This is a genomic window from Sphingopyxis sp. 550B, from assembly GCF_057401805.1.
Window position 1 is genome coordinate 1,766,310 of record NZ_CM171610.1, and the last position, 13,799, is coordinate 1,780,108.

15 protein-coding genes are annotated in these 13,799 nt (G+C 69.1%); 7 read left to right on the forward strand and 8 right to left on the reverse strand.

Features of this window, described 5'->3' with window-relative positions; all coding sequences use genetic code 11:
* The first annotated feature begins 22 nt into the window (after positions 1 to 22).
* Positions 23 to 1,030 (forward strand): hypothetical protein, encoded by a 1,008-nt coding sequence (locus AC2S9W_RS08220; RefSeq protein ID WP_486571861.1) that lies wholly within the window; start codon positions 23 to 25, stop codon positions 1,028 to 1,030.
* A gap of 41 nt (positions 1,031 to 1,071) precedes the next feature.
* Here the strand turns inward: AC2S9W_RS08220 and cobT are convergent, their stop codons facing one another.
* Both cobT and AC2S9W_RS08230 read right to left on the reverse strand, forming a co-directional pair.
* The gene (gene cobT / locus AC2S9W_RS08225) at positions 1,072 to 2,901 is read right to left on the reverse strand and encodes a cobaltochelatase subunit CobT (RefSeq protein ID WP_486571862.1); all 1,830 of its coding nucleotides are present in this window, start codon (positions 2,899 to 2,901) and stop codon (positions 1,072 to 1,074) included.
* Positions 2,898 to 4,136, reverse strand: coding sequence for an alpha/beta hydrolase (locus tag AC2S9W_RS08230; protein ID WP_424537885.1), 1,239 nt, complete (start codon positions 4,134 to 4,136; stop codon positions 2,898 to 2,900). The genes cobT and AC2S9W_RS08230 overlap by 4 nt, the downstream gene beginning before the upstream one ends.
* A 119-nt stretch (positions 4,137 to 4,255) precedes the next feature.
* Here AC2S9W_RS08230 and AC2S9W_RS08235 point away from each other — a divergent pair, with 119 nt between their 5' ends.
* Positions 4,256 to 5,320, forward strand: a complete 1,065-nt coding sequence (locus tag AC2S9W_RS08235) for a DUF5694 domain-containing protein (protein WP_486571863.1) — start codon at positions 4,256 to 4,258, stop codon at positions 5,318 to 5,320.
* Between the two features lie 18 nt (positions 5,321 to 5,338).
* Here AC2S9W_RS08235 and cobS read toward each other — a convergent pair whose 3' ends face one another.
* The 3 genes from cobS to AC2S9W_RS08250 form a co-directional block, all read right to left on the reverse strand.
* Positions 5,339 to 6,328: a cobaltochelatase subunit CobS gene (gene cobS / locus AC2S9W_RS08240; RefSeq protein WP_067111248.1), complete on the reverse strand. Its 990-nt coding sequence runs from the start codon at positions 6,326 to 6,328 to the stop codon at positions 5,339 to 5,341.
* Positions 6,329 to 6,421: 93 nt separating this feature from the next.
* Complete coding sequence (locus tag AC2S9W_RS08245; protein WP_486571864.1) at positions 6,422 to 6,859, reverse strand: nuclear transport factor 2 family protein; 438 nt, start codon at positions 6,857 to 6,859, stop codon at positions 6,422 to 6,424.
* Between the two features lie 11 nt (positions 6,860 to 6,870).
* Positions 6,871 to 7,461, reverse strand: coding sequence for a DnaJ domain-containing protein (locus AC2S9W_RS08250; protein ID WP_486571865.1), 591 nt, complete (start codon positions 7,459 to 7,461; stop codon positions 6,871 to 6,873).
* Positions 7,462 to 7,489: 28 nt separating this feature from the next.
* Between AC2S9W_RS08250 and AC2S9W_RS08255 the strand changes: the two genes are divergently transcribed.
* From AC2S9W_RS08255 to AC2S9W_RS08265, 3 genes are all read left to right on the forward strand, one after another.
* Entirely contained in the window at positions 7,490 to 7,768 is a 279-nt protein-coding gene (locus AC2S9W_RS08255) for a BolA family protein (protein ID WP_486571866.1), read from the forward strand.
* A complete protein-coding gene (locus AC2S9W_RS08260) occupies positions 7,765 to 8,652 on the forward strand; it encodes a pirin family protein (RefSeq protein ID WP_486571867.1) in 888 nt (295 codons plus the stop codon). The genes AC2S9W_RS08255 and AC2S9W_RS08260 overlap by 4 nt, the downstream gene beginning before the upstream one ends.
* A gap of 73 nt (positions 8,653 to 8,725) precedes the next feature.
* The gene (locus tag AC2S9W_RS08265; RefSeq protein ID WP_486571868.1) at positions 8,726 to 9,649 is read left to right on the forward strand and encodes an alpha/beta fold hydrolase; all 924 of its coding nucleotides are present in this window, start codon (positions 8,726 to 8,728) and stop codon (positions 9,647 to 9,649) included.
* On the opposite strand, the gene AC2S9W_RS08270 is transcribed toward AC2S9W_RS08265, so the two are convergent.
* Positions 9,646 to 10,083: a hypothetical protein gene (locus AC2S9W_RS08270; protein WP_324787705.1), complete on the reverse strand. Its 438-nt coding sequence runs from the start codon at positions 10,081 to 10,083 to the stop codon at positions 9,646 to 9,648. The two genes, AC2S9W_RS08265 and AC2S9W_RS08270, sit on opposite strands and share 4 nt — an antisense overlap.
* Positions 10,084 to 10,109: 26 nt before the next feature.
* Here AC2S9W_RS08270 and AC2S9W_RS08275 point away from each other — a divergent pair, with 26 nt between their 5' ends.
* On the forward strand, positions 10,110 to 11,249 hold the full coding sequence (locus AC2S9W_RS08275; protein ID WP_486571869.1) for a serine hydrolase domain-containing protein: 1,140 nt from the start codon (positions 10,110 to 10,112) through the stop codon (positions 11,247 to 11,249).
* Between the two features lie 24 nt (positions 11,250 to 11,273).
* Here AC2S9W_RS08275 and AC2S9W_RS08280 read toward each other — a convergent pair whose 3' ends face one another.
* Both AC2S9W_RS08280 and pdxH read right to left on the reverse strand, forming a co-directional pair.
* Complete coding sequence (locus tag AC2S9W_RS08280) at positions 11,274 to 12,101, reverse strand: PhzF family phenazine biosynthesis protein (protein WP_486571870.1); 828 nt, start codon at positions 12,099 to 12,101, stop codon at positions 11,274 to 11,276.
* Complete coding sequence (gene pdxH, locus AC2S9W_RS08285) at positions 12,098 to 12,676, reverse strand: pyridoxamine 5'-phosphate oxidase (RefSeq protein WP_486571871.1); 579 nt, start codon at positions 12,674 to 12,676, stop codon at positions 12,098 to 12,100. The genes AC2S9W_RS08280 and pdxH overlap by 4 nt, the downstream gene beginning before the upstream one ends.
* A 193-nt stretch (positions 12,677 to 12,869) precedes the next feature.
* Here pdxH and AC2S9W_RS08290 point away from each other — a divergent pair, with 193 nt between their 5' ends.
* A complete protein-coding gene (locus tag AC2S9W_RS08290) occupies positions 12,870 to 13,799 on the forward strand; it encodes a DnaJ C-terminal domain-containing protein (RefSeq protein ID WP_067111274.1) in 930 nt (309 codons plus the stop codon).

Genomic DNA, 13,799 nt, shown 5'->3' on the forward strand with positions numbered 1-13,799 from the left:
GCAAGGCAGTGAGGGGGAGCAGATGATCGATCGGGTTCGCAGGGCATGGGGCGTGCCGATCCGGATGGCCGTCGCGGGCGCCGCCGGCTTCGCGCTGGCCTGGGCCGCCGTCCCGTCCGCTTCGGCTTCGGAAGCTGCCGCGTTCGAGGTCGGCAAGTCCTACGGCCATTATATCGAATATCTGCCGGGCAATGCACCGGTGATCCTCGTCGCTCCGCACGGCGGCACGCTGCTGCCGGAGGATATTCCCGACCGGACGAAGGAGCGCTGTGGCGGCGCGCGCACCGTGGTCGGACCCGACCGGAACACCGCCGAGCTGGTGCAGGCGATGCGCCAGTCCTTTCACGACCGGTTCGGCACCTATCCGCACGTGATCATCAATCGGCTGGCGCGACAGAAGCTCGATGCCAACCGGTCGGCGGCGGAAGCCGCCTGCGGCAATGCCGACGCCGAGCAGGCGTACAAGGAATGGCACGCCTTCATCGATATCGCGAAGAAGGAAGTCCTGCGGACGAGCGAGCGCGGATGGTTCATGGACATCCACGGGCACGGGCACAAGGTGCAGCGGCTCGAACTCGGCTATCTGCTCACCGGGGGGCTGCTCGACCGCTCGGACGAGGCGATCGACGGCGACGCGAGCGCCCTCGAAAGGACGAGCATCCGCAGCCTTGCCAAAGGTGGGGAGACGCCGCTTTCTACCCTGCTTCGCGGACCGGCGAGCCTCGGCACTCTGTTCGCGGACGCGGGCTTTCCCGCGGTTCCGAGCGCGAGCGATCCCAGCCCCGGGGGCCAGTCCTATTTCAACGGCGGCCCCAATACCCGCCGCCACGCCTGCGGTTCGGGGAGCGATTCGCCCGAAGGCCGCATCTGCGGGCTGCAGATCGAGGCGCCTTTCAGGGGCGTTCGCGATACGGCGGAAAGCCGAAAGCGATTCGGCGACGCGGCCGCGAAAGTCCTCGAGCAATTCTTCGCCGCGCACTGGGATGTCGGGCTGGCCGGGAAGGCCAAGGCGGTAGGCGCGCGCGACTGATATGGGGCGACCGAACCCCTCATCGAGGGGAAGGGTGATGCTCAGTCGATGTCGAACAGCCCCGCCAGTTGCTCGACCATCGTGCCGCCGAGCTGTTCGGCGTCCATGATCGTCACCGCGCGGCTGTAATAGCGCGTCACATCGTGGCCGATGCCGATCGCGCAGAGTTCGACCGGCGAGCGGTTCTCGATCCATTCGATCACCTGCCGCAGATGCTGGTCGAGATAGGCGCCGTGGTTGACCGACAGGGTGCTGTCGTCGACCGGCGCGCCGTCGCTGATCACCATCAGGATGCGGCGTTCCTCGGGCCGGGCGACGATGCGGCTGTGCGCCCACATCAGCGCCTCGCCGTCGATATTCTCCTTGAGCAGCCCCTCGCGCATCATCAGGCCCAGCGACTTGCGTGCGCGGCGATAGGGCTCGTCGGCGGGCTTGTAGATGATGTGCCGCAGATCGTTGAGGCGGCCGGGGTGCGGCGGGCGGCCCGCGGCGAGCCAGTCCTCGCGGCTCTGCCCGCCCTTCCACGTTCGCGTGGTGAAGCCGAGGATCTCGGTCTTGACGCCGCAGCGTTCGAGCGTGCGCGCGAGGATGTCGGCGCTGATCGCCGCGATGCTGATCGGCCGTCCGCGCATCGAGCCGCTGTTGTCGATCAGCAGCGTGACGACGGTGTCGCGGAAATCGGTGTCGCGCTCGATCTTGTAGGACAAGGAATGGCCGGGCGAGACGATGACGCGGGCGAGGCGGGCGGCGTCGAGCTGGCCTTCCTCCTGGTCGAAATCCCACGCGCGGTTCTGCTGCGCCATCAGGCGGCGCTGGAGCCGGTTGGCGAGCTTGGTCACCGCACCCTGCAAATGCGTCATCTGCTGGTCGAGATAGGCGCGCAGCCGCGTCAGTTCGTCGGCGTCGCACAGTTCGGTCGCCGCGATGATCTCGTCATGCTTTTCGGTGAAGCGGATATAGTTGAAGTCGGGGACGTCGGTCGGCAGGCGGTTGGGGCGGACGGGCAGCATGCCCTCGTCGCCTTCGCCGCCCATTTCGGGATCGCCGTCGCCCTCCATCTCCTGCGCGTCGGGATCGCTGTCGCCGTCGTCGGCCTGGTCGCCGTCCATCTCGGCGCGCGCGTCGACCTGGCTTTCGCCGCTGCCGCCCTCTTCGCTGTCCTGCTGGTCCGGGCTTTCGTCGGCCTCGGACTCCGCCTCTTCCTGATCGCCGCCGTCCTCGCTGCCGTCCTCCAGCGGGTCGTCGCCGTGGATGAGGTCGAGGTTGCGGAGCGCCACCCGCGCGGTCTCGGCAAAGGCGGCCTGGTCGTCGAGCAGCATCGACAGCGCGGTCAGGTCGGCGCCGGCATCCTTGGCGATCCATTCGCGCACCAGCGACAGCCCGGTCTCGGTGCCGTGCGGGGCCTGCTCGCCGGTCAGCACCTCGCGCAGCATCAGTTCGAGCGCGCTCGACACCGGCACGTCGTCGCGGTTCTGCGCGCGGCTGATCGGATCGGAGCGCATCCGCATCGCGAGGCTGGCCGACAGGTTGGCGCGCATCCCCGCCATGGAGCGCGCGCCGAGCGCCTCGACCCGCGCGCGTTCCATCGCGTCGAAGGCGGCGGCGGCGATCGGCTCGGCCGGACGCGCCGCGGCGTGCGTCCGCTCGTTGTGGTGCTTCATCCGCAGCGCATAGGCGTCGGCGAAACCGCGCGCCTCCGCGACCTGGTCGCGCGGTAGCGTGCGCGACGGGGTCGGGACCTTGATCGCCTTGCCGACCTGTGCCGGCGCGTCGGCGGTGAAGCCGACCTCGACCTCCGGATCGCGCGTCACCGCGCGGGCGACGCTCGACAGCGCGGTCTTGAAATCGTCGAGGGGAGAGGATTGGCTCATGGTGCTTCGGGATCGGGGATTCGGTTGCAGATGCTGTCGTCGCCGTTCTTGGGCGCTGCCGGGTCGGGAAGCAAGCGGAAGACATGCGAAACATGCGTCGCGATGCGCTCCGGGCGCGTCCGCCGGCCCGCGACGACATCGACGAAATCGCGGCAGGCGGCCCCGCTGCGCAGGAAATTGCTGTGCCCGGTCGACCCGCGCGACACGTCGGTGGTGTCGACGACGGTGAGGCCGGGGATCGCGACGGGATAGCAGCGTTCGGGAAGCCCGCGAGCCTTCAGGTCGGCGGCCTCGAACGGATCGAAGCAATAGGGCGAGCCGAGCCGGGGATAGCCGTGCAGCGCGCGCGAGGCGGCGAGCGCCTTGTCGCGCAGCGAGACATAGATAGTGATATGCCGGTCGCGGGCGACCTTGGCTGGCGTGAGCGCGCCGTCGGCGATGTCACGTTCGAAGGTTTCGCGATCGATGTCGGGCGAGGCGAGGATGATGTTCGAGATGTTGCGGCTGTCGGCGCTCGGCGCGGCGCGGTCGACATAGGCGATGGCGGGAACGACCAGCCGCGCGCCGAGCGAGTGCGAGACGATCACGATCTCCTTCACCCATGGTTGCTCGGCGAGCGCCTTCAGAAAATCGCGAAAGTTGCGGACGTCGTGATACATGTTGGTCTCGTCGACCATGTAGCCGAACACGTCGTGCTGCGACGGCCAGCTATAGGCGACCGTCGGGCCGTCGAAGCCGGTCATGCGCGCGATCTGCGCCGCGTCCCTGGCGGTCGTCTCGAAACTTTCGCGGTAACCGTGAACATAGAGCAGCACGCGCCCCTGGCGCCGATCGGTCTCGGCCTGCAGCGCGCGCCACCAGTCGCCTTCCGCCTGCAGCGCGAGCGGAGTGCGGGTTCGCGTCTTGCCGTCGACCTTTTCCTCGCGCGGCGCCGCGAAGCGGCCGTGGCGCACCCGGTCGCCGCGATAAACGAGCAGCGCAAGGTCGCTCGTCCGGCAGTCGGGCAGGCGGCTGGTGACGACGAAGAGCGGCAGCGCCTCGCCATCGACCGGCGCGCCCGCCTTCGGATCGCAGCGCGGGTCGGCGACATAGGCGGCGTGGCGGATCTTGCCGTAATCGACCGGCGTGATGCAGCCGGCGAGCGCCAGCGCGGCGAACGCGGCGGCGGTGCCGGACAGGCGGCGCGCCGGCGCACGGCGGCGATGGAAAACGCGGATCGCACGAAGTCGGCGCATCGCGGGACGCTGGCAGAGGCGGCGCGGCTTGGAAAGCCGAAATCGGTCGGCGCAATGTGTATTGATTGAATAATACACTTCGTCTATCGAGGGGTAGTTCTGATGCAGGAGAGAAGCCGATGTCCGCAATGCTGGCCCTGTTGCTCGCCGCGGGGGCGGAGGTCCCCTATGTTCCGGCTTTCGATCCGGCCGCGCTCAAGAGCCAGGTCGCGGGGCCGCCGAACCTCGTCGTCGTGCTCGGTACGCCGCATCTTTCGGGCTTGCCCGCCGATTTCGATCCCGCGCATCTCGAACCGCTGCTGGCGCGGCTCGCGGCGTGGAAGCCCGATATCATCACCATCGAGGCGGTGTCGGGCCCCGAATGCGAGATGATGCTGCACTACAAGGCGCGCTATCCGGGAACCTACGACTCCTATTGCCGCGATCCGGGCCCGGCGCAGAAGGCGCTGGGGCTCGACATGGCCGCGGCGACGGCCGAGGCCGACCGGCGGCTCGCCGCCTGGCCCGCGCAGCCGCAGCCGGCCGACCGGCGCCATCTGGCGGCGCTGTTCCTCGCGGGCGGCGAGCCGGCGTCGGCGCTGGTCCAGTGGCTGCGCCTGCCGGCCGCCGAGCGGCGGGCCGGCGACGGGCTGGACGAAGCCCTGGCGTCCGAACTCACGGCGCTGACGACGCGGCGCAACGAGGATTATCTGATCGCGGCGGCGCTCGCGGCGCGGCTCGGGCTCGAGCGGGTCCATGCGGCGGACGATCACAGTTCCGACGCGATCAATGCGTCGCTCGACAATGATCCGGGTTTCGAGGCGGCGATGCGCCGCGCCTGGAACAATCCCGTGGCCGAGCGGCGCAAGGCGCGGGACGATGCGCTGACGGCCCGGCTCGACGACGAGGGCGTGCTGGCGCTCTATCGCGACTATAACCGACCGGAAACGGCGCAGGTCGCCTTCGACAGCGATTTCGGCGCCGCGCTCGCCGATCCCTCGCCGGAGGGCTATGGCCGGCGCTATGTCGGCTGGTGGGAGGCGCGCAACCTGCGCATGGTCGCCAACATCCGCGCGGCGATCGCGGCGCAGCCGGGGTCGCGGACGCTGTCGATCGTCGGCGCCTCGCACAAGGGCTATTTCGAGGCTTATCTCCACCGGATGCACGACGTCCGGCTGGTCGATGCCGAAACGGTGCTGCAATAGCGGGAGGTCGCTCCCGCTTTACTTGCCGACCACGCTCTCGGGCAGGTCCTCGCCGAACACGCGCTGATAATATTCGGCGACGATCATCCGCTCCGCCTCGTCGCACTTGTTGAGGAAGGAGAGGCGGAAGGCGAAGCCGAGGCTGTTGAAGATGGCGGTGTTCTGCGCCCAGCTGATCACCGTGCGCGGCGACATGACGGTCGAGATGTCGCCGGCCATGAAGCCCTGGCGCGTCAGGTCGGCGACCTTGACCATGTTGGCGACGGTCGCGTCGTCGGCGGTCGGCACCTTTGCGAGGATGATGGCGCTTTCGGTCGCGGCGGGCAGATAGTTGAGCGTGACGACGATGTTCCAGCGGTCCATCTGCCCCTGGTTGATCTGCTGCGTACCGTGATAGAGCCCGCTGGTGTCGCCGAGTCCGACTGTGTTCGCAGTCGAGAACAGGCGGAAGTGCGGGTTCGGGCGGATCACGCGATTCTGGTCGAGCAGCGTCAGCTTGCCCTCCGTCTCCAGCACGCGCTGGATCACGAACATCACGTCGGGGCGCCCGGCGTCATATTCGTCGAAGACCAGCGCGGTCGGCGTTTGCAGCGCCCAGGGCAGCAGCCCTTCGCGGAACTCGGTGACCTGCTGGCCGTCGCGCAGCACGATCGCGTCGCGGCCGACGAGGTCGATGCGGCTGATGTGCGCGTCGAGGTTGACGCGGATGCACGGCCATTTCAGCCGCGCCGCGATCTGCTCGATATGCGTCGACTTGCCGGTGCCGTGGTAGCCCTGCACCATCACGCGGCGGTTGTATTTGAAGCCCGCGAGAATCGCGAGGGTGGTGTCACCGTCGAAGACATAGGCGGGGTCGAGGTCGGGCACGCGCTCATCGGCCTCGCTGAACGCGGGCACCTTCATGTCGATATCCACGCCGAAGACCTCGCGCGCGTCGATCTCGGTATCGGGCGCCGCGAGAAGCGTCGAACCGTGATGATCGGGGAGGCTGTTCGGAATATCGGTCATGGCAAATGTCCAGCAGGGCAAAGAGGGAGAGTCGCCGCCGGCGGCGCTACGCCGTCGCGGTATCGCCATGGGTTGCGGCTTGCAACGCCTTATTCAGAACAGGTCGAGCGCCTTCATCACCGCGGATTGGTCGTAATAGGGCCGTTCGCAGACGATCCGGTCGCTGCCGGGCGCGAATTCGAAGCTTGCCGCCATGCGGATGCGGAACGCCTTGCCGGTCGGCTCGACGGTGCGCAGGCCGAGGCGCAGCGGGCCGAGATGGGTGTCGGTCAGCCAGAATTCGACGAGCACCGTGTCGGTCGCGGCGTCGGCGGCGATCGCGATGATCTCGTTCGCCTGGTCGGGGAAGGGTTCGCGGGACGAGGCGAAATAGGAGCGCACCGCCGCCTCGCCGTCGAAGACGGTGCCGGGGCCGAGCAGTTCGTAGCGCGGGTGGTCGAAGGTCGCGAGGACGCCGTCCCAATCCTGCGCGATCTCCAGCGCCATGTGGCGCTTCACGGTTTCGATCCGCCGTTCGTCGAGGTCGCTCATCCATCCTCTCCCTATGCGAAGGCCGCGTTCTTTCGCAGCAGCTGGTAGGCCGCGACCACTTCGCTGAGCCGCGTCTCGTGGCTGCGGTCGCCGCCGTTGCGGTCGGGGTGATAGCGGCGGACCAGTTCGCTGTAGCGGCGGCGGAGCGCGGCGCGCCCGGCGTCGGCGGGCAGGCCCATCATCGCCAGCGCGCGATGCTCGTCGCGGGTGAAGCGCGGGTCGGCGGCCTGCCGCCGCGCCTCGTCCATCCGCTGGCGGAAGCGCGCGCCTAACGCGTCGATCGGATCGCGGAAATCGGCCCAGCGCGGCGGCAGGTCGGCGCTGCCGGCGGCGCGGAAGGCGCGGCTCTCGGTCTCCCAGCCCGCGGTCGGCGACTGCGCGGCCAGGATCTGCTCGGCGTTCATTCCGTCGAAGAAATTATAGCCGGCGTTGAATTCGCGCACATGGTCGAGGCACAGCCAGCGCCACGGCGGCGGCCCGTCGGGCGAGCGGTGGCCGGTGACGGGGGCGCGGAACTCGCCGGGCTCGGTGCAGCCGGGCGCTTCGCATTGCGCCTCGCGGGGCACGCGGCCGTGGAATCGGTTGGGGCGGGGGCTTGTCATAGGGAACGTCCGCGCCCAACATGGGGGCATGACGCAAAAAGGTCCAGTCCAACGCGAAATCGAGGAGCGGCTACGCGCCGCTTTCCCCGACGCCGATTTCATCCTCAGCAACGACAGCGCGAAGCATCATGGTCATGTCGGCGACGATGGATCGGGCGAGTCGCATTTCAGCCTGAGCATCGAATGGGCGGGCTTTGCGGGCCAGAACCGCGTCGCGCGCCAGCGGACGGTCAACAAGGCGCTGGGCGACCTGCCGGGGCAGCGCGTCCATGCGCTGGCGATCAGGGCGACCGCGCCGGGAGAATGACGATGCAGGTGATCACGCCCTCGACGCACGACATCGGCGCCTTCGACGTGCGGCGGACCCTGCCCGACAAGGCGCGGACGATGGTCGGCCCTTTCATCTTCGTCGATCAGTTCGGCCCGGCGCATTTCGACATCGGCAAGGGAATGGACGTGCGGCCGCACCCGCACATCAACCTGGCGACCGTCACCTATCTGTTCGAGGGCGCGATCGATCATCGCGACAGCCTGGGCACCTATGCGACGATCCGTCCGGGCGCCTGCAACCTGATGACCGCCGGACGCGGCATCGTCCATTCGGAGCGCACCCCGGCGGCCGAGCGCGCGACCGGATCGGCGATCTCCGGCATGCAGACGTGGCTCGCGCTGCCCGACGGCAAGGAGGAGATCGACCCGGCGTTCGAGCATGCCGCGCAGGAAGATCTGCCGCTGATCGACGACGGGCAGGTATCGGCGCGCGTCATCATGGGCAGCCTGTGGGGCGCAAGCTCGCCGATCACCCAGCATGCCGCGACCATCTATGCCGACATCGCGATGAAGGCGGGGGCGGCGATCCCGATCGAGGCGGAGGCCGACGAGCGCGCGGTGGTCGTCGCGCTGGGCGATGCGAGCCTCGATGGCGAGACGCTCGATCGCTACAGCCTCTATATCCTGAAGCCCGGCGAGGCGATGACGCTGCGCGCGGCGAGCGATGCGCGGGTGATGCTGCTCGGCGGCGAGGCCTTCACGACGCCGCGGCACCTGTGGTGGAATTTCGTCAGCTCGTCGCGCGACCGGATCAACGAGGCCAAGCACGACTGGAAGGATCGCAAATTCCCGCTCGTCCCCGGCGACAACGAGGAATATATCCCGCTGCCCGGGATGCCGAAGACGCCCGCCTATCCCTGATCGAACTGACAGGCTTGTCAGCGGGAAATAATCCCGCCACCTTCGCGCCGACGGAAGATGGAAGGAGCGCGAGATGGTGGGCGATTTCGAACAGAAGCGGGTGGCGCTTTCGACCGGGGTAGACCTCGACGTCGTCGACATGGGGCCACGCGACGCGCCGGCGCTGGTCTTCCTCCACGGATTTCCCGAATCGCACCGCACCTGGCGCCACCAGCTGCCGCATTTCGCCGACCGCTTCCGCTGCATCGCGCCCGACCAGCGCGGCTATCGCGGCTCGTCGAAGCCGCAGGGCGCGGACTCCTATACGCCCGACAAGCTGATCGCCGACGTCTTCGCGCTCGCCGATGCGCTCGGCGTCGAGCGTTTCACCGTCGTCGGCCACGACTGGGGCGGGGCGATCGCGTGGGGCGTCGCGCTCGGCGGCCAGCCCGGCGGGCTGCACCCGCAATGGGCGGGGCGCGTGACGCGCGCGGTGATCGCCAATGCGCCGCACCCGGCCATTTTCCAGCGCCTGCTGCTCACCAATCCGGAGCAGCGCGCGGCGAGCCAGTATATCCGCACCTTCCGCGACCCGGCGAGCGACGCGCTGATCGAGGAGCAGGGCATCGCCGGGCTGCTCGCGCATGCCTTTGCCGGCCGCGTGCCGAGCGGCGGTATCCAGCCGCCCGAGGAGATCGCCCGGCTGATCGTCGATTGGGAGGATCGCGACGCGTGCCGCGCGATGATCAACTGGTATCGCGGCTCGCCGGCCGAGGTGCCGCCGATGGACGCGCCCTATGGCGAACCGCCCGCGACGCCTTTCCCGAAGCTGACGATCCCGACGCTGGTGATCTGGGCGCTCGACGATGTCGCGCTGCCGGCGTGCAATCTCGACGGGCTGGACGAGCTGGTTCCCGACGCGACGATCGTCGAGGTGCCGGGCTGCGGCCATTTCGTGCCGTGGGAAGCCCCCGACCGGGTCAATGCAGCGATGGACGCTTTCCTGGCGGCGGGTTAGCGCACCGGATCGAGCAGGCAGCCGTTGGCGCCCGCGTAGCGCGCGCTGCGCGAGGCGAGGAGGGGGACGCTGCCCGTCACCGTCTTGGTCGCCGGATCCTCGCTCAGCGATACCAGCTCCATTCCCGGCTCGAAATCGCTCTGGCAGCTTTCGAGGCTGCGGCCCTGAACGTAGCGGCACGAGCAGCCGACCCGCGCGGCATAGGCCGAGCCGAGTTCGGCCTGCGCCTTGAACGACGGGAATTTCCAGATCAGGAAGGCGAGCAGCAGGACGCCGACGATCGCCGCCCACGGCAGGCAGCCGCCCCAGCGGCTCGCGCCACGTTTGCGCCCGCGCAGATGCGCCGGCACCTCGGGCCTCGGCGGCGGCGGGGTGGGCGCGGCCGGTGGTGTCGGTTCGCCCGTTGCCGTCTGTGGCGGGTTGGTGTTACTCACGGGGTGCCATGATCACGAAAAAAGCCATGCTGGCAAGTGCCGTGCTCGCGATGCTGGGCGGCTGGTCGCTGACGCAGGCGGCGGGGCAGGGCGCGACCGCGGCGCCGGTGCCGGCTCCGCGGTTCGGCGCCGCGCCCGACCCGGCGATCGCAGCCGAGACGCTGCCGCCGCTTCCCGCGCTCGATCCGGCGGTGAAGGCGCGCGCCGACGCGCTGTTCGCCGACGCCGGTGCGGTCGGCGAGACGCGCGCGCTCTATGTGCTGCGCGACGGCAAGCCGATCTATGAACGCTATGGCGAGGGCTTCGGGCCCGACAGCAAGCTGATCAGCTGGTCGATGGCGAAGAGCATCACCGCCGTGCTCACCGGCTTCCTCGTCGCCGACGGGCAATTGTCGCTCGACGGTCCGGCGCCGGTCGCGGCGTGGCAGCGCAGCGGCGATCCGCGCGCCGCAATCGCGCTGCGCGACCTGCTCCACATGACCTCCGGCATCGAGCATGTCGAGGTGGGCGACCCGGTCTGGAAGGGCGACACGGTCGACATGCTCTTCGGCCCCGGCGCGCAGGACATGGCGGGTTTCGCCGAGGCGAAGCCGGCGGTCGCGCGGCCGGGCGAGCTGTTCAACTACAGCTCGGCGACCAGCGTCATCCTCGCCGATATCCTCGCCGACACGCTGACCCCGTCGCCCAGCCCCGAGGCGCGGCGCGAGGCGGTGCGCGACTTCATCCAGGGGCGGCTGATCGAACCGCTCGGCATGACCAGCCTGACCCCCGAGTTCGACGCGAAGGGAACGATGATCGGCGGATCGATCATGCATGCCACCGCGCGCGACTATGCGAAGTTCGGCGAATTCCTGCGCAATCACGGCGTGGTCGACGGCCAGCGGCTGCTGCCCGAAAGCTGGATGCGTTTCATGCTGTCGCCGTCGCCCGCCGACGCGGGCTATGGCGGGCATATCTGGCTGAACCGTCAGCGGCCGCGCGGCGCCGACATCGCGCTATGGCCCGACCGCGGGCCGAACGATCTATTCGCCTGCATCGGCCACCAGGGGCAATATATCATCGTTTCGCCGTCGCAGCGGGTGACGATCGTGCGGCTGGGAATCACCAGCGACGACCAGTTTCCGGCGCTGCGGCGGCATCTGGCGGATTTGCAGGAGGCGCTGTGACGACGGCGCCGGCAGGGCGTCCGGTCAGAGCAGGAAATCGCCCACCAGCGTCGTCACGCAGCATCCCGTGAGTTCGACCTGATCGCCGTCCATGCGGCAACCGACCGAGCCGCCGCGCCTGCTGGCCTGCCACGCCGAAAGGCGTTCGCGGCCGAGCCGCGCGGACCAGTAAGGCGTCAGCACGCAATGCGCCGATCCCGTCACGGGATCTTCGTCGACGCCCGCGCCGGGGACGAAAACCCGGCTGACGAAATCGGCGGCCGAGGGATCGTCGGCGCCGGGCGCCGTCGCGATCGCCAGCACTTCGCCTTGCGCGCGCAGGGCCGCCATGTCGGGCGCCAGCGCACGCACCTCGGCCGCGCTCGCATAGACCAGCAGGGCATAGCCGCCGCCATGCCACAGCGTCTCGACCGGCCGCCCGCCGACGGCCGCCGCGATGTCGGGCAAAGGCTTCGGTTCGGGACGATAGGCGGGAAGGGTCATGCGATAGACGTCGTCGCCGTCGTCGTCCCCGGCGCGCGCGACCGTCAATATTCCGGCCTTGCGCGTGCGGAAGGTCATCGCGTCGCGCCACGGCGCGGCCGACAGCAGGACATGGCCGCTCGCCAGCGTCGCATGGCCGCACAGCGCGATTTCGACGCCCGGCGTGAACCAGCGGAGCTCATAATCGGCGGCTTCGCTTTCGTCGGGGACCAGAAAGGCGGTTTCGGACAGGTTGTTCTCCGCCGCCATCGCCAGCAGCGTCGCGTCGTCGAGCCATTCGTCGAGCGGCATCACCGCGGCAGGGTTGCCTGTGAAGGCGCGGTCGGCAAAGGCGTCGACGCGCGTGACGGGAAAGCGGCGCCAGCTCATGGGAACAGCAGTCCTTTCGACCATGTATCGCCTTCGCGCACGAACAGCGTGCGCTCGTGCAGGCGGTGCGCGCGGTCCTGCCAGAACTCGATTCGTTCGGGCGTCACGCGCCAGCCCGACCAGCGCGGCGGGCGCGGCACGTCCTGCCCCTCGAAGCGCGCCTGCATCGCGGCGAAGCGCGCCTCGAAGGTCGCATAGCTGTCGAGCGGCCGCGACTGCTCGCTGGCCCAGGCACCGAGCTGCGAATCGCGGCCGCGGGTTGCGAAATAGGCATCGGCGACGCTCGCCTCGACCGGCGCCGCCGCCCCTTCGATGCGAATCTGGCGGCGCAGCGATTTCCAGTGGAACAGCAGCGCGACGTGACGGTTCGCGGCCAGTTCCTCGCCCTTGCGGCTGTCGAGGTTGGTGTAGAAGACGAAGCCGTCGGGGCCATGCTCCTTGAGCAGCACCATCCGCACCGACGGGCGGCCGTCGGGCGTCGCGGTGGCGAGCGCCATCGCATTGCTGTCGTTGGGTTCGCCGGCGCGCGCTTCGGCATACCAGGCATCGAACAGGGCGAAGGGGTCGGTGGTCATGCGGGCGCTTCTAATGCGCTGCCGGCCTGTGGTCGAGCAAAAGCCGTCCCCGACCGTGTCGTCACCCCGGAGCAAGTCGGGGGTGACGGAAGACGGAGCTGTTGTCGGGGAACTTGATCGCCCCGCGCGCCATTCCCACATCGCCGCGCAATGGGCCTTCACGGCCAGTCACTTATCGGGCTACAGAAGATATATGGCAGATCCCTATTCCACCCTCGGCGTGGCGAAAAACGCCAGCGAAGCGGAGATCAAGTCCGCTTATCGCAAGCTCGCCAAGCAGTTGCACCCCGACCGGAACAAGGACAATCCGAAGGCGGCGGAGAAATTCTCCGACGTCACCAAGGCCTATGACCTGCTGTCCGACAAGGAAAAGCGCGGGCAGTTCGACCGCGGCGAGATCGACGCCGACGGCAATCCCGCCATGCCCTTCGGCTATGGCGGCGGCGGCTTTCGCGGCGACCCACGCGGCGGGCCGCAGGGCGACTTCCGGGGGTTCGGCGGCGAGAGCGCCGATTTCGGCGATATCTTCGAGGGTCTGTTCGGCGGGCGCGGCGGCGGCGGGGGGCCGTTCGGCGGCTTCGGCGCGCGCAGCGCCCCGCCGCCGAAGGGCGCCAATGTCGCCTATCGCCTGTCGGTGTCCTTCATCGACGCCGCGACGCAGGCGATGCAGCGCATCACCCTGGCCGACGGCAAGACCATCGACCTCAAGCTGCCCGCGGGGGTCGAGACGGGGACGCAGATGCGGCTCGCCGGAAAGGGGCAGCCGGGACCGGGCGGCAATGGCGACGGCATCGTCACCATCACGGTCAAGGATCATCCCTTCTTCGTGCGCGACGGCAGCAACATCCGCCTCGACCTGCCGGTGACGCTGGCCGAGGCGGTAAAGGGCGCGAAGGTCAAGGTGCCGACGGTCGACGGACCGGTGATGCTGTCGATCCCGGCCGGGTCGACGTCGGGCAAGGTGATGCGGCTCAAGGGCAAGGGATTCAGCCAGAAGAGCGGCGGGCGCGGCGATCAGCTGGTGCGGCTGATGGTCGACCTGCCGAAGGACGACCCCGCGCTCCGCCGGATCGTGGACGAATGGACCGATACGCGCGCCGTCCGGGCCGAACTCGGCGTGTGA

Bases quoted from the DNA above. Each gene is read 5' to 3' on its own strand.
- AC2S9W_RS08220 (WP_486571861.1), top strand. From the start codon at position 23: ATGATCGATCGGGTTCGCAGGGCATGGGGCGTGCCGATCCGGATGGCC.
- cobT (WP_486571862.1), bottom strand. From the start codon at position 2,901: ATGAGCCAATCCTCTCCCCTCGACGATTTCAAGACCGCGCTGTCGAGC.
- AC2S9W_RS08230 (WP_424537885.1), bottom strand. From the start codon at position 4,136: ATGCGCCGACTTCGTGCGATCCGCGTTTTCCATCGCCGCCGTGCGCCG.
- AC2S9W_RS08235 (WP_486571863.1), top strand. From the start codon at position 4,256: ATGTCCGCAATGCTGGCCCTGTTGCTCGCCGCGGGGGCGGAGGTCCCC.
- cobS (WP_067111248.1), bottom strand. From the start codon at position 6,328: ATGACCGATATTCCGAACAGCCTCCCCGATCATCACGGTTCGACGCTT.
- AC2S9W_RS08245 (WP_486571864.1), bottom strand. From the start codon at position 6,859: ATGAGCGACCTCGACGAACGGCGGATCGAAACCGTGAAGCGCCACATG.
- AC2S9W_RS08250 (WP_486571865.1), bottom strand. From the start codon at position 7,461: ATGACAAGCCCCCGCCCCAACCGATTCCACGGCCGCGTGCCCCGCGAG.
- AC2S9W_RS08255 (WP_486571866.1), top strand. From the start codon at position 7,490: ATGACGCAAAAAGGTCCAGTCCAACGCGAAATCGAGGAGCGGCTACGC.
- AC2S9W_RS08260 (WP_486571867.1), top strand. From the start codon at position 7,765: ATGACGATGCAGGTGATCACGCCCTCGACGCACGACATCGGCGCCTTC.
- AC2S9W_RS08265 (WP_486571868.1), top strand. From the start codon at position 8,726: ATGGTGGGCGATTTCGAACAGAAGCGGGTGGCGCTTTCGACCGGGGTA.
- AC2S9W_RS08275 (WP_486571869.1), top strand. From the start codon at position 10,110: ATGCTGGCAAGTGCCGTGCTCGCGATGCTGGGCGGCTGGTCGCTGACG.
- AC2S9W_RS08280 (WP_486571870.1), bottom strand. From the start codon at position 12,101: ATGAGCTGGCGCCGCTTTCCCGTCACGCGCGTCGACGCCTTTGCCGAC.
- pdxH (WP_486571871.1), bottom strand. From the start codon at position 12,676: ATGACCACCGACCCCTTCGCCCTGTTCGATGCCTGGTATGCCGAAGCG.
- AC2S9W_RS08290 (WP_067111274.1), top strand. From the start codon at position 12,870: ATGGCAGATCCCTATTCCACCCTCGGCGTGGCGAAAAACGCCAGCGAA.